Genomic DNA, 13,230 nt, shown 5'->3' on the forward strand with positions numbered 1-13,230 from the left:
ACTAACAATCAGGCTACACCTTGATGATGATTTAAATCTGTAGTTTAGCATTTTGATATGGTACTTTAAATGCTTTTTGAAAGACATTTTGTATGGTGTTTTAAAATTTTTGAATGTAAAAGTGTTGTTTTTATAGCCGGTTTAATCTAATTGTCATTTGTTTTTGGCACAATTTTTTAGAATGTATAACTTATACCATAAAAAGGAAAGTTATGAAAAAGATATTCACAGTAGTTGCACTTGCAGTAGTTTTGGCCTCTTGTGGGAAAAGTGCAAAACAGGAAGCTTTGGAAAAACAGCAGGCTTTAACGGCCATAAAAGATAGTTTGAAATTAGATAGTTTTAAACGTGCAGAAGCTGAAAATGAAAAAATAAAACAAGACGAACAACATATAGCTGAGCTTGCTGCAGCGAAACGTAGCGCTGCTTCAGCGGCCTACTCTTCTAGTGGTACGGTAACTAACTCATCGGCAGGACAGACCACTACACAGGCCAATAAGAAAAAAGGTTGGAGTGATGCGGCTAAAGGTACGGTCATAGGCGCGGGGGTAGGTGCATTGACAGGTGTCTTGATTGATAAAAAAGATGGTCGTGGAGCAATTATAGGAGGCTTGACCGGTGCTGGTGCTGGCTATGTTATAGGCAGGGCTGAAGATAGAAAAAGTGGTCGAGTGCAGAAAAAACAATAATTCCATCATATATGATGAATGTCCATGATTTTTACAGATTATGGGCATTTTTATTGAATAAGAATTAATTTCAAAAGAATAATGAGAAACATTTACAGATAAATAGTGTTTTAAAATTACAATAAAGCATGTTACTTTGTTGTGTAAAACTAAAGCTTTATGAAAACCAATCTTATAGAAATTTTCCAATCCATACGGGCCGTGATGCAACCTTATGAAACATTGGGGTTGAATGCCAGGTTAAGCTCAGATACTGTTTATGAGTTGTGGAGTGAAAGAAATGTAATGATTGATGGCCAGAAAAAAAATGAACTCTATTTTGCTGGACTTAAAATATTAAAAAATCATGTTGGATTTTATTTTATGCCAGTACATCAAACCTCAGAAATCAAGGTGGTTTTCCATCCTTCGCTATTTAAACTATTAAAAGGATTATCTTGCTTTCAAATTAATAAACTGGATGATGCATTATTAGAGCAGATCGCCGATGCTTTAGACAAAGGTTTTAAAATATATAAAAAGAACGAGTGGGTTTAAATCCTTTATTTCAAGAAGATTTCTTTCTGAACTTACAAAATGAATATCATTCTGTAAGTATGGTAGAGGTAGAACCATTTTATATCATTGATATTAAAAAGATCGTGTTTGTACACTTGGTACCCTTGGATAATCTATTTCTGCCTGAGCAGTTGCTGTCGCTACAGACAAAGTATCAGGAAAGAGGCTTGTTGTTGGTGCATTTATGGGAGGATGTCTGGTTTTCCAAAAGAGAACAGGTATTAAGTAGAATTAGATCCTTTTGTGGCCATAACAAAAGCTTGTATGCCCGGAAAACTGAGATCATTGCATTGGATCAAAAGCAAACCTCAGTCTTTCTGAACGAAAATCACTTACAGGGATACGTAAAGGCAAAATATAATTACGGAATAACCCTTAATGGTAATTTGGTTGCTGTTGGATGCTTCAGTCATGTTCGACCCATGAAAAGTAAGGGGGTGGCCTACCAGTCGGCTGAATTGGTACGTTTTGCTACGAAATCTGGCTATACGATAATAGGTGGCCTAAGTAAGCTGATAAAATATTTCCTGCAACAAGTTCAGGTCAATGACCTGATGACTTATGCCGATAGAGATTGGTCCTTAGGTAAAGGATATCATAAATTGGGCTTTAGGCAGTCTGATATCACACCTCCAGCTTTTTTATATGTAGAGATAAAAACATTGAACAGGTATTTTCCTCATCGTTTGCCTAAAGAAATTCTTAATGCCTATCAAGCACAAAATATTTTAAATTTGGATGATTTTATACTACAAAGAGGCTTTGTGAAATTATTTAATACGGGGAATCTTAAATATCATCTTTATACTAACAACGATTAATGTCTGAAAAGAACCTATTGATCATATTAGGTGCTACTGCATCTGGGAAAACCAACTTGGCGGCTTATTTGGCCCATCGGTTTAATGGCGAAATTATCAGTGCAGATAGTAGACAGGTTTTTAGAGGTATGGATATTGGTACGGGAAAAGATTTGGGTGAATACCGGGTGGGAGAAATTAATATTCCCTATCATTTGATTGATATTAAAGATGCAGGAGAGCGTTACCAAGTAAATGCCTTTAAAAATGATTTTTATCAAGCTTTTGAGCATATAAAAGCAAAAAATAAATTGCCTATTTTATGCGGAGGCACAGGGATGTACATTCATAGTATTTTACAGAATCATGAGCTTACCGCTGTTCCAGTTAATTTTGATTTAAGGCAAGAATTACAATTGCTAAGTAAGGATGATTTACAAAAAAGATTAAATGCTTATCCAGAACATTTAAGAAAACATGCTGATTATAGCTCATTAAAAAGATTAGTTAGAGCAATAGAAATTGCTGATTTTTTGAGTTATAATGATCTTGATGTTGAAGAAAGAGCAAAATTGGTTCCTGTTGTGATTGGTTTAGTGAACAAAGTAGAAATACGCCGAAAAAAAATTATCGAACGCTTAGACTATAGGTTGGCCAATGGACTGATAGAAGAGGTTGAACTGCTGCTAAAAAAAGGAGTAAGTGAAGATATGATCAATTTCTATGGCTTGGAATATAAGTTTGTAATGGCGCACCTAAATGGAACATTGAGTTTGGCTGCCTTAAAAGAACGTTTAGGGGTGGCTATTTGTCAGTTTGCCAAACGACAGATGACCTTTTTTAGAAAGATGGAAAAAGATGGAGTACAAATTAATTGGATAACGGTAGACGATGATAAGAGGCTTTCAAAAAATATGGCTGAACAGCTTATACAGCATGAATTTGATTTAAAATAATTGCATCTTCGTGCTATGGATAAAAAAGTAAAACCAATTATTAAGTGGACTGGAGGGAAGTACAGGGAATTTACTTTATTCAAGGACTATATTCCTGCTTTTGAACGTTATATAGAGCCATTTTTTGGAGGGGGGGGCGTATTCTTTGCCCTACAACCTAAAACAGAAGCCATCATAAATGATAAAAGCAGTGATTTAATTAAATTCTATAAGCATATAAACAATAGTGAATTTAAAGATAAAATCTATGAGTATGCAGATGCCTGGGAAGAAATGACCGGGTTGTGTGATGAGCTATGGGAGGACTGTGCACCAGCGTTTACCACTTTTATAAAACAAGAAAAGGACCTTATAGCTTTTCAAGAGAAGTTTACAACAGCCATTCCTATACGTATATCTAAATATAAAGCCATAAATTCTGAAGATTTTATGGTTGATAAACTGTTGTTTATGAAGTTTTTAATTGGAAGTATATCAGATAAGGCTTTACGTATTCGGCGCATCTGTGAGAAAGAAAAGCGCATATTCAATACCTCAGAATTAAAAGATCATTTTCATACCGGATTAAAAAGTGGCATGTATCTTTTTTTTAGAAATTTAATGAATAGGGCTTTTCATGGAGACATTTCAATTTCTGAGCCTAAATCAGCTGCCAATTGGTACTTTGTTAGGGAGTTTTGTTATGCTGCTATGTTTAGGTACAATGCCAAGGGCGAATTTAATATACCATACGGAGGAATAGCTTATAACAACAAGAATTTTAGACAAAAGGCCGATCTGATTTTTGAAGAGGCTACCCAAAAACTTTTCGAACGTACCGAAATCTTTAACCAGGATTTCGAAAAACTGTTGAATGATCTTACCTTAACTCCAACCGATTTTATTTTTTTAGATCCGCCATATGATAGTGAATTTTCTGAATACGACCAGAATGCTTTTACTAAGGACGACCAAAAACGTTTAGCCAGATTTCTGATTAATTGTGCGGCAAAATGGATGGTAGTGATTAAGGAAACAAAATATATTCGTGAAATATATTCTGATTCTCGGGTTAAAATGCTAACTTTTGGAAAACATTATACTTATAATGTGAGAGGACGAAATGATAGAAAAGTGACACATTTAATCATTACCAATTATTAAATGATGAAGAAACTGCATGATTCCCCACCTCATATGGGCATGGATAGATCATGATACCTTCGTGTAAGGGTAAGACTTCATCAATATTGAAAAATAATACGGATGAAAGAATACCTGCAAATAGAACCCTATGTTTTTAATTGCAATGATTGTCCAACTCCCTGTGACGGTCAAAGTAAGATGAATTATCAATTTGAAGATGATTTAAGCTTTTCTGAATATTATGAACATCAATTGATTGGGTATGTCAATAAATCTACCTCTTTTTCAGCTTGTAAAACGACTGAGAAGGGATATCCCGATATTGAAGTAAAAGATAGGAAAGGCAAAATATTCTATATAGAAGTAAAAGTGCAACGCCGCACCTTTATGAGTATAGAAACAAAAATTCCATACAGCGGATTAAAACCTTCTGAAACTGTAGCGCTTAATTTGAGCGATTTAGAACGGTATTTTGGACTAGAACAAGACCATAACCTTCAAATATTTATTTTTTGGGCATTGCTAAATCGTCCATGTGTACTAGGGGAAGAGGAAGCAAATTACTATTATCGTTTGGTTTCGGAGCTAAAACCCATATGGCAAAAAGAAGGCGATAAAAGAAAGTTTAGGCGAAAAAGTGGAAAGGGAGATGAAGTAGATGGAAAGCATAAAGGGGTTACGGTTAATTACCATTTTAGTTTAAAAGAATTAAAACTGTGGGATAAAAAGCTCTTTTAACCTTTAATTGTTCATTTTTCTATACAGTTTGAGCTTCTAAAAATATTTCTGTAACAAAAGAAGCTACTATAGTTTTAAAAGCTTTAAGTTGTTGTTGTATAGCGACTTGATAGTACTATTTGAGTGCTTTCAAAGTTGGCATGGCATGCTGTTTGCTTATCTGTTTTCAATTGGTGGGATCATCAATCATAAAAAAATAATAACAATAAAACTTAAAAGTAAGAAAAATGAAAAAGTATACAAAAATCGTAGCCGTTGCAGCAGCTGCATTAGCTATATTCTTTACAACTAATGTAAATGCTCAATCTGCACCAAAATTTGGTATTGGATTAAATGTAGGTGTTCCAACACAAACAGGGTATAGTTTTGCGATAGGAGGTGATATTCGTTATCAATTTGATATTGATAAACAATTATCGGTTCCCTTAACAACAGGTTATACTAATATTTCCATTAAAGATACTTATGGTGGTGGTAGCTTTGGTTATATTCCTGTGAAAGCTGGTCTTAAGTATTTTTTTAATGAAACAGGAGCTGGAGTATATGGTTTAGGTGAGGTGGGAGCTGCTTTTGGCACCAACTCTGGTTCGGGAACCTCATTTGTTTATTCACCTGTGGTGGGCTATGCATGGAGTAGCGGTCTTGACTTAGGTGTTAAGTATGAGGGGTTAACTAAAAGTGGGGCTAATAATGGCTATGTAGGCCTGAGATTGGCTTATGGTTTCAAACTTTAAAGAACCAATGTGAAGAAATTATAATCAGAATATAATTTTACAGAGCCTCGATAATTTTATCGAGGCTTTTTTTGTGAATTTAGAATTATAAATGCTATTTTGAGCAAAAAACAAAACTTCTAATGATCGACTTTACTTTATTGAAATGTAAGGCCGTAAGAATTATAAATAATGCAAGTAAGAAATTATTTTGGCGTGGTTGCAATATCGATTTTAATGGCTTGCAACAGCACAAACAAATCAACAACCGCCACAGATACCCTGTCGGTTGAAAAAGTGGAGGGCAAGGTTGCTGACCTGCATATCGCTGACGAAAAACTTCAGACCATCTTCTCGGCCTATATCAAGCTAAAAGATGAACTTGTATCAACAAATTTTGAAGCAGCTAAACCGGCCGCAACAACCTTGGCAACTTTATTAAAAGGCTATAATGGATGTGAAAATGCTGCCATTTTAACGCAGAAAATAGCAACGGCAAAGGATATTGCAGCCCAACGAAAAGAATTCACGAGCTTAAATACGGAACTTGTTCCGGTATTTCAACATACAGTGCTTACTTCTGGAACTATATATGTACAGCACTGCCCTATGGCCAACAAAGGAGATGGGGGAGATTGGCTGTCTACTGAAAAGAAAATCCAAAACCCATATTATGGGTCGGAAATGATGGAGTGCGGAGCAGTAATAGCAGAGGTGAAAGCTAAATAATACAGGCAAAAATGTAACAACTATGTATCCGTATGGAGCATAAATTTTTATAATCAGAAATAACTACTTATACTTATATAAAATTTTAAATATATGTCGACTACTGCAGAAATTAAGATAGATGGAAAGACTTATGAATTTCCGGTTATTACAGGTACGGAGGGAGAAAAAGCTATCGATATTTCAAAATTAAGAGACCTTACCGGTCACATCACCTTAGACTTAGGTTACAAGAATACAGGATCTACCAAGAGTGCAATCACTTTTTTGGATGGGGAATTGGGTGTTTTGAAATATCGTGGATATCCTATTGAAGAGCTAGCTGAAAAAGCATCATTCTTAGAAGTTGCCTATTTATTGATCTATGGTGAACTGCCATCACAAGAGACCTTGGAAAAGTTTCAGAAAGACATCAGTATGCATACCTTGATTCATGAGGATATGAAGAAATTCTTTGATGGATATCCTTCGAAATCACATCCTATGGCCCAATTGTCTTCATTGGTTTGTTCCCTTTCTACTTTCTATCCAGAAAGTTTAGAAGCTAACCAATCAGAAGAAGAAAAAAATCTTACGATCATTAAAATGTTGGCCAAAATGACAACCATTGTGGCTTTCATCTATAAGAAATCTTTAGGTCATCCCCTAATTTATCCTAAAAATAAATACGATTACATCACCAACTATTTATGGATGACTTTTGGTCAACGCACCGAAGATTTTGAACCAAATCCAAAAGTGGTAAGTGCAATGAACAAATTATTGATCCTTCATGCGGACCATGAGCAGAATTGTTCAACTTCTACCGTGAGAATTGTAGGCTCTTCAGATTGTAACCTATATGCTTCTATTTCTGCTGGTATTTCAGCGCTTTGGGGTCCATTGCACGGTGGCGCCAATCAGGCCGTAATTGAAATGTTGGAAAGAATTAAAGAAGACGGTGGAGATACCGATAAATGGATTGCAAAAGCTAAGGATAAGAATGATCCATTTAGAATGATGGGTTTTGGTCACCGCGTTTACAAAAACTTCGATCCAAGAGCTAAAATCATTAAAAAAGCTTGTGATGATATCTTAGAAAGTTTAGGCATTAACGATCCTGTACTGGAAATTGCAAAAAAACTAGAGCAGGCTGCTTTAACAGATCAATATTTTATCGACCGTAAATTATATCCAAATGTAGATTTCTACTCTGGTATTATTTACAGGGCATTGGGCTTCCCTTCAGAAATGTTTACTGTACTTTTTGCGTTGGGACGTCTACCAGGATGGATTGCACAATGGAAAGAGATGAGAACCAACAAAGAACCTATTGGCAGACCTCGCCAAATTTATGTTGGAGATGTAGATAAGCACTTGTAATACAAAAGAACTCTCTTTACAACCAAATATATTAATTGCTAAGCCGGTGGATTGCCGGCTTTTTAGCGTTAAAAGATTTCTGTTTTGGTATTTATTAGAAAATCCAGTAGCGCTATTTCATGGCAAATAGTAACCCCGCTTTCTGCCATTCCCTTTTTGTGTTTTGTTTAACCTGTCATTAAGAGAAATGAGAGATCTGTTTTCTGGACTGCATAAACATAAATTTGTTGTTCTTCATTACATTAAGAATGATAAGCAAAAACAAAAGTTTTCTGCTGCCATCTAGCAGGCAACAAGGTGTACTAGATGGCAGTTTTATAACAAGATGTATTTAAGATTGTCAAAGTCTAATAAAGGTAAAAAAGGTCTAATTATCCGCCAATAAAACTAATGGCAATAATACCTAAAAAACAAAGTGTGAGCAAAATACTGTAACAGAAATTCAAGAAGAAAAACTTTAGCACCGTTACCCATCTACTACTACCATAAAAAGTTCTTAACGATCTGTAGATATACCAAATTACGTAAAGGAAGCCAAGAAAGCTAATTAATCCACTAAGATCGTAAACAAAGCTAGTTAGCCAACTAACAAAGGTACAGGCAATTAAGGCTAAGAAAATAGCTGAATGCGTATGGAAAGAATAAATTAGATGCTCGTAATAATACCGTTTTTTTCTAACATAAGCTAATTTCAAAATCAACGCAAAAAGAGGTAGAAGAACAAACATCATCTTCGGTACATATTTAATCATGTCCTCACCAATCTTCTTGCCTGGATCGGGGTATTTATTAAATTCGATACCTTTCTTAGTGAAATAGTTTACAATAAAATTATCACGTTCTGCTTTAGGTAAAGCCAATTGCTTTTTCTCATATTCTTCCAACGTCTGGTTTTCGTACACAAACTTGTTAAAGCCGCGTTTTTTTCTTTTCGTGCCAATGTTAACAGTAGCGCTGCCATCCTCTTTAATATCTTTTTTAACCTCTTTTAAAATACTATCCTTTTTACTTTTACTTACAGGGATATACTTGAGTATTTCTTTTACTTCGTCTACAGAATTACTAACTACCGTATCTTTTTTTAGCTTTTCTGCTATTTGTACGTTAGTTTCGGTATACTTATTTTTCTTATCATTACCGCTAAAAATGGTGATAAAAAATACAATACTGATGAAAATATAAAGCTTAATAGGATGCAGGAAAGATGCCCTTTTACCAGCCACATAATCGACCGTTAATTTACCAGGCTTAAGAAGTAAGGGCTTAATAGTGCCAAAAAACTTATGCTCAAAATGAAAATAATCTGCAATGGCATGTGTAATCATATGCCATGCATCTTCTTTTAATTCTATATTCTCCTGACCGCAATGTGGACAATAAGTTTCTGCTACTTCGTGGCCACAGTTTAAACAATTTTTTTCTTTTCTAAGCTTTATGGACGACATGGTTTATGATAATACGATTACTAAATTAATGACTGATTTTATTGATAGCTTCTACCTCTGCACGGGTGTGTTTGTGCTTAAACATTAAAGCAAATAAAATAGTGATAACTAAGGCGTAAAGTGCAAAACTTAACCAGATGTTGTGCCAGTCTTTTACGTCTAATGCCCGGCTTAAACTACCATCCGCTAAAACATTGATACCTTTGTTTTTTAAAAATTGAAGTAAATGTTCATTGGCTACATCTGTATTTACCAAATTTGCTGTAGATTTTATATCTGTATAAAATTTAGTAAAATATCTATCTATCATCCAGCCAGATAGTAAACTTCCTAAAATAGCACCAAAACCATTAGTCATCATCATAAATAGGCCTTGAGCAGAAGAACGTGTTTTGGCAGTAGTAGATGTCTCTACAAACAAAGATCCCGAAATGTTAAAGAAATCAAATGCCATCCCATACACGATACAAGATAAAATAATCATCCATAAACCACCTGCAGGATCTCCATAGGCAAATAACCCAAAACGGAAAACCCAAGCCAACATAGAAAGAACAATTACTTTTTTAATGCCAAAACGCTTTAAAAAGAAAGGGATGGCAAGTATAAATAAGGTTTCAGATACCTGAGATATGGAAATAATTAATGTAGAATATTTAACAACTAATGAATTAGCATATATTGGAAATAACTTGAATTCATCTAAAAAAACATCTCCATAAGCATTTGTTAGTTGCAATGCACCGCCCAAAAACATAGAGAATATAAAAAATAGAGCCATTTTATAGCTGGTAAATAACTTAAAAGCTTCTAGGCCTAAAGTTTGAACAAGCGTTGCTTTTTCTGAAACAGACTTTGTAGGTTTACAGGCAGGTAAAGTAAATGAATAGAGGCCTAAAAGAATAGCACCAATACCAGCTATATAGAATTGATTGGCACTTGCTTTGTTGCCAGTTAAATTCGTTACCCACATGGCAACAATAAAACCAACTGTACCCCATACGCGTATAGGCGGGAAATCTTTAATGACGTCAAACTGGCCATTTTTTAAAGTGGTATAACTTATAGAGTTACTCAAAGCAATTGTTGGCATATAAAAGCACATGGCTACAAGTATTATCCAGAAAAAAGTATGAGGGTCGTTTACTTGGGGCAAATAAAACATTACTGCTGCATACAAAAGGTGCAAAATTGCGTAAAGTTTTTCGGCGTTAATCCATTTATCGGCTAAAATACCGGTAAGCGTAGGCATAAACAGGGACGCTATTCCCATGGTAGCAAATATAATCCCGAAATCAGCACCATCCCATTGTTTGGTACCAAACCAATAGTTGGCAATGGTAATTAACCAAGCAGCCCACACAAAAAACTGCATGAAACTCATTATAGTTAAGCGTAGCTTAATATTCATAAATATTTACCTTTTGTTTAGTTGTTTTGAAAGGTTTGAATATAGGATTATTTTAAAATAAATACAGTAAAATATAACTATTAATTAAAAAATGCAGGTTATTTACCTGCATTTCTTTTGTTGATCTCATCTCTAATCCGGGCGGCCTTTTCATAAGCCTCTTCTGCCAGTGCTGCATCTAGTTTTTGCTGTAGCTCCTCTATAGATAGGTTCTGGTAGCCTGAAACAGGGATAGATGATTGGACTTCTTCTGTATTTTGTGGATTGGTAATACTGTCCATATTTTCTAAAAAAAGGAAATCATTTCCTTCTATTACAATACCTGCAGAGGCCAATATAAATTCGTAGGTGTAAATTACGGAATTGAACCTTACAGCCAGGGCAATGGCATCAGAGGTACGTGCATCGATCTCTATCTGCTCTGATCCATTACTACAGATTAATTTTGCGAAGAAAACACCATCTACTAAATTATAGATTAAAACTTCGGTAATTTCAATTTGATAAGCTTGTGCAAACGATTTGAACAAATCGTGTGTAAGCGGACGGGTAGGCGTCATCTTTTCAATTTCTATGGCTATGGCCTGAGCTTCAAAAGCACCAATAATGATAGGCAGCCTTCTTCTTCCGTTTACTTCGCCCAGTACAAGCGCATAAGCTCCAGACTGGGTCTGGCTGTACGATAGTCCTACAATATCAAGTTTTACTTTTTTCATATGTATAAAATAAGACTTCCGATTTTTTTGGAAACCGAGGAGGTCTTTATGTAAAACTATCCTTTATGTGCTTTTAAAGCAGCGATGATTTTAGGAACGACTTCAAATGCGTCACCCACAATGCCATAATCGGCTACTTTAAAGAACGGCGCTTCTGGATCTTTATTGATCACCACAATAACTTTTGATGAACTTACACCTGCCAAATGTTGTATGGCACCCGAAATACCAATAGCTATATATAAATTAGGGCTAATGGCAATACCTGTTTGTCCAACGTGTTCGGAATGAGGTCTCCAATCCGCATCGGAAACGGGTTTCGAACAAGCTGTAGCTGCCCCTAGAAGATCGGCAAGCTCTTCGATCATTCCCCAGTTCTCAGGACCTTTTAATCCCCTGCCACCAGAAACAACTAACTCGGCATCTGGTAAAGATACTTTATTGGTCGCACGTACAATTTCTTTAATGATGGTGTTTAAATCTGTTGGTTTTATTTCTGGACTAAATGTTTCTATAGTAGGGTCAACTGCATTTTCTTTTATGCCAAAGGCATTAGGGTTTAAGGCAATAACCTTATTGGCAGAGGTAAGGGTGGTCACCGCAAATGCCTTTCCTGAAAAAGCGGTTTTTTTAACGGAAAATTCTCCATTGCTGCTGGGCAATTCAACGGCACCATCCACTAGGCCAGCTTTGAGTTTCACTGCAACACGTGGAGCCAATCCTTTGCCCGAAAATGAATTGGATAAAACCACAATATCAGCTCCTTCCTTCTGTGCAGCCTCGGTAATAACAGAAGCGTAGGCTTGGTTGACGAAATTTTTGAGTTGCGCTGCTTCAACTTTTAAAATTTTGCTTGCTCCATATTTCCCCAATTCTTTTAATTCGCTATCGGCAACATTTCCAATAGATATGGCTGTTAAATTTGTATGCTGATTATCTGCAATGGCTTTGGCATAAGATACTGCTTCAAAAACTGATTTCTTGAATTTACCATCCACTTGTTCTACGTATACTAATACTGACATATTTACCTCCATCCCTGATAAAGGGATTAAATTTTATGTTTCTAATTGTTTAATTAAACCCTTAGTAGGGATATTTGGTCATTTATATTACCTTAGCTTCTGTATGCAATAAACCAATCAGCTCTTCTGCATGCTCTGCTGGTATTAGTTTAACAGATCCACGAGGGGCGGGCGTTTCAAATTTACTGATTTTGCTCAATTGGTCAATTGAAGTGGCTTCTACTACTTGTAGAGGCTTGGTTCTGGCCGACATGATGCCCCTCATATTAGGAATTTTAGCTTCGGCAGTTCCTTCGGCGCAGCTGGCTACAAATTTTCCGCTTACACTAACCACCTCTTTTCCACCTTCAATTTCACGTTCAATGGTGGCATTTGTGCCATCAAAATCTAATTTTTTAATGATCGATATAGATGGGATATCTAAAAACTCGCCTACCATGGCGGCTACCTGAGATCCGTTATAATCTATAGATTCTCTTCCGCATAGAATAATATCGAAATCATTTGCCTTTGCATACTCTGCAATTTGGTAAGCTACAAAGTAGGCATCTCTTGGTATTGCATTGATCCTAACGGCATCGTCGGCCCCAATGGCCAAGGCTTTTCTGATGGTAGGTTCGGTACTGCTCTCACCTACATTGATTACCGTTACGGTACCTTTTCCCCCTTCGCATAGTTCTATAGCTCTTGAAAGTGCAATTTCATCATATGGATTGACGATATATTGTACACCGGCAGTATTGAATTGTGTATTATCGCCAGTAAAAGTTATTTTTGTGGTCGTGTCGGGAACGTTACTGATACAAACTAATATTTTCATAATTTATATATTTGATTTTTAAAGGCTGTTCGGCTATCCCGACTAACTATCGAGATGGTTTCATATGTTTACATTTGTCATTATGGTAATGAACCATTAATATATCGTTATTGTTTGACAAATTATACTGTGTTCTTTAAATT

14 protein-coding genes are annotated in these 13,230 nt (G+C 35.7%); 9 read left to right on the top strand and 5 right to left on the bottom strand.

The window, feature by feature from the left end; genetic code table 11:
* Positions 1-212: 212 nt before the first annotated feature.
* From JHD79_RS08640 to JHD79_RS08680, 9 genes are all read left to right on the top strand, one after another.
* The gene (locus tag JHD79_RS08640) at positions 213-689 is read left to right on the top strand and encodes a YMGG-like glycine zipper-containing protein (protein ID WP_199118827.1); all 477 of its coding nucleotides are present in this window, start codon (positions 213-215) and stop codon (positions 687-689) included.
* Positions 690-848: 159 nt separating this feature from the next.
* Complete coding sequence (locus tag JHD79_RS08645) at positions 849-1,226, top strand: hypothetical protein (RefSeq protein ID WP_199118828.1); 378 nt, start codon at positions 849-851, stop codon at positions 1,224-1,226.
* Positions 1,217-2,068 carry a hypothetical protein gene (locus JHD79_RS08650; protein WP_199118829.1) on the top strand — a complete coding sequence of 284 codons (852 nt, stop codon included), beginning with the start codon at positions 1,217-1,219 and terminating at the stop codon, positions 2,066-2,068. Before JHD79_RS08645 ends, JHD79_RS08650 begins: the two co-directional genes overlap by 10 nt.
* On the top strand, positions 2,068-3,003 hold the full coding sequence (gene miaA, locus JHD79_RS08655; protein ID WP_199118830.1) for a tRNA (adenosine(37)-N6)-dimethylallyltransferase MiaA: 936 nt from the start codon (positions 2,068-2,070) through the stop codon (positions 3,001-3,003). Before JHD79_RS08650 ends, miaA begins: the two co-directional genes overlap by 1 nt.
* A 15-nt stretch (positions 3,004-3,018) precedes the next feature.
* A complete protein-coding gene (locus tag JHD79_RS08660) occupies positions 3,019-4,146 on the top strand; it encodes a DNA adenine methylase (protein ID WP_199118831.1) in 1,128 nt (375 codons plus the stop codon).
* Positions 4,147-4,326: 180 nt separating this feature from the next.
* On the top strand, positions 4,327-4,866 hold the full coding sequence (locus JHD79_RS08665; RefSeq protein ID WP_233164615.1) for a hypothetical protein: 540 nt from the start codon (positions 4,327-4,329) through the stop codon (positions 4,864-4,866).
* A 227-nt stretch (positions 4,867-5,093) separates the two neighbouring features.
* On the top strand, positions 5,094-5,600 hold the full coding sequence (locus JHD79_RS08670; protein WP_199118833.1) for an outer membrane beta-barrel protein: 507 nt from the start codon (positions 5,094-5,096) through the stop codon (positions 5,598-5,600).
* Positions 5,601-5,771: 171 nt separating this feature from the next.
* Positions 5,772-6,308, top strand: coding sequence for a DUF3347 domain-containing protein (locus JHD79_RS08675; protein WP_199118834.1), 537 nt, complete (start codon positions 5,772-5,774; stop codon positions 6,306-6,308).
* A gap of 93 nt (positions 6,309-6,401) precedes the next feature.
* A complete protein-coding gene (locus JHD79_RS08680) occupies positions 6,402-7,670 on the top strand; it encodes a citrate synthase (protein ID WP_199118835.1) in 1,269 nt (422 codons plus the stop codon).
* Between the two features lie 371 nt (positions 7,671-8,041).
* Here JHD79_RS08680 and JHD79_RS08685 read toward each other — a convergent pair whose 3' ends face one another.
* The 5 genes from JHD79_RS08685 to JHD79_RS08705 all read right to left on the bottom strand — a co-directional run bounded on the left by JHD79_RS08685 (position 8,042) and on the right by JHD79_RS08705 (position 13,087).
* Positions 8,042-9,115, bottom strand: coding sequence for a DUF3667 domain-containing protein (locus JHD79_RS08685; protein ID WP_199118836.1), 1,074 nt, complete (start codon positions 9,113-9,115; stop codon positions 8,042-8,044).
* A gap of 25 nt (positions 9,116-9,140) precedes the next feature.
* Positions 9,141-10,526: a nucleoside permease gene (locus JHD79_RS08690; RefSeq protein ID WP_199118837.1), complete on the bottom strand. Its 1,386-nt coding sequence runs from the start codon at positions 10,524-10,526 to the stop codon at positions 9,141-9,143.
* Positions 10,527-10,624: 98 nt separating this feature from the next.
* The gene (locus JHD79_RS08695) at positions 10,625-11,242 is read right to left on the bottom strand and encodes a bifunctional nuclease family protein (protein WP_199118838.1); all 618 of its coding nucleotides are present in this window, start codon (positions 11,240-11,242) and stop codon (positions 10,625-10,627) included.
* Between the two features lie 56 nt (positions 11,243-11,298).
* Complete coding sequence (locus JHD79_RS08700; protein WP_199118839.1) at positions 11,299-12,267, bottom strand: electron transfer flavoprotein subunit alpha/FixB family protein; 969 nt, start codon at positions 12,265-12,267, stop codon at positions 11,299-11,301.
* Between the two features lie 82 nt (positions 12,268-12,349).
* Positions 12,350-13,087, bottom strand: coding sequence for an electron transfer flavoprotein subunit beta/FixA family protein (locus JHD79_RS08705; protein WP_199118840.1), 738 nt, complete (start codon positions 13,085-13,087; stop codon positions 12,350-12,352).
* Between the last annotated feature and the right edge of the window lie 143 nt (positions 13,088-13,230).

Origin of the sequence: Pedobacter sp. ASV28 (genome assembly GCF_016428855.1) — a bacterium.
Taxonomy (GTDB): Bacteria; Bacteroidota; Bacteroidia; order Sphingobacteriales; family Sphingobacteriaceae; genus Pedobacter.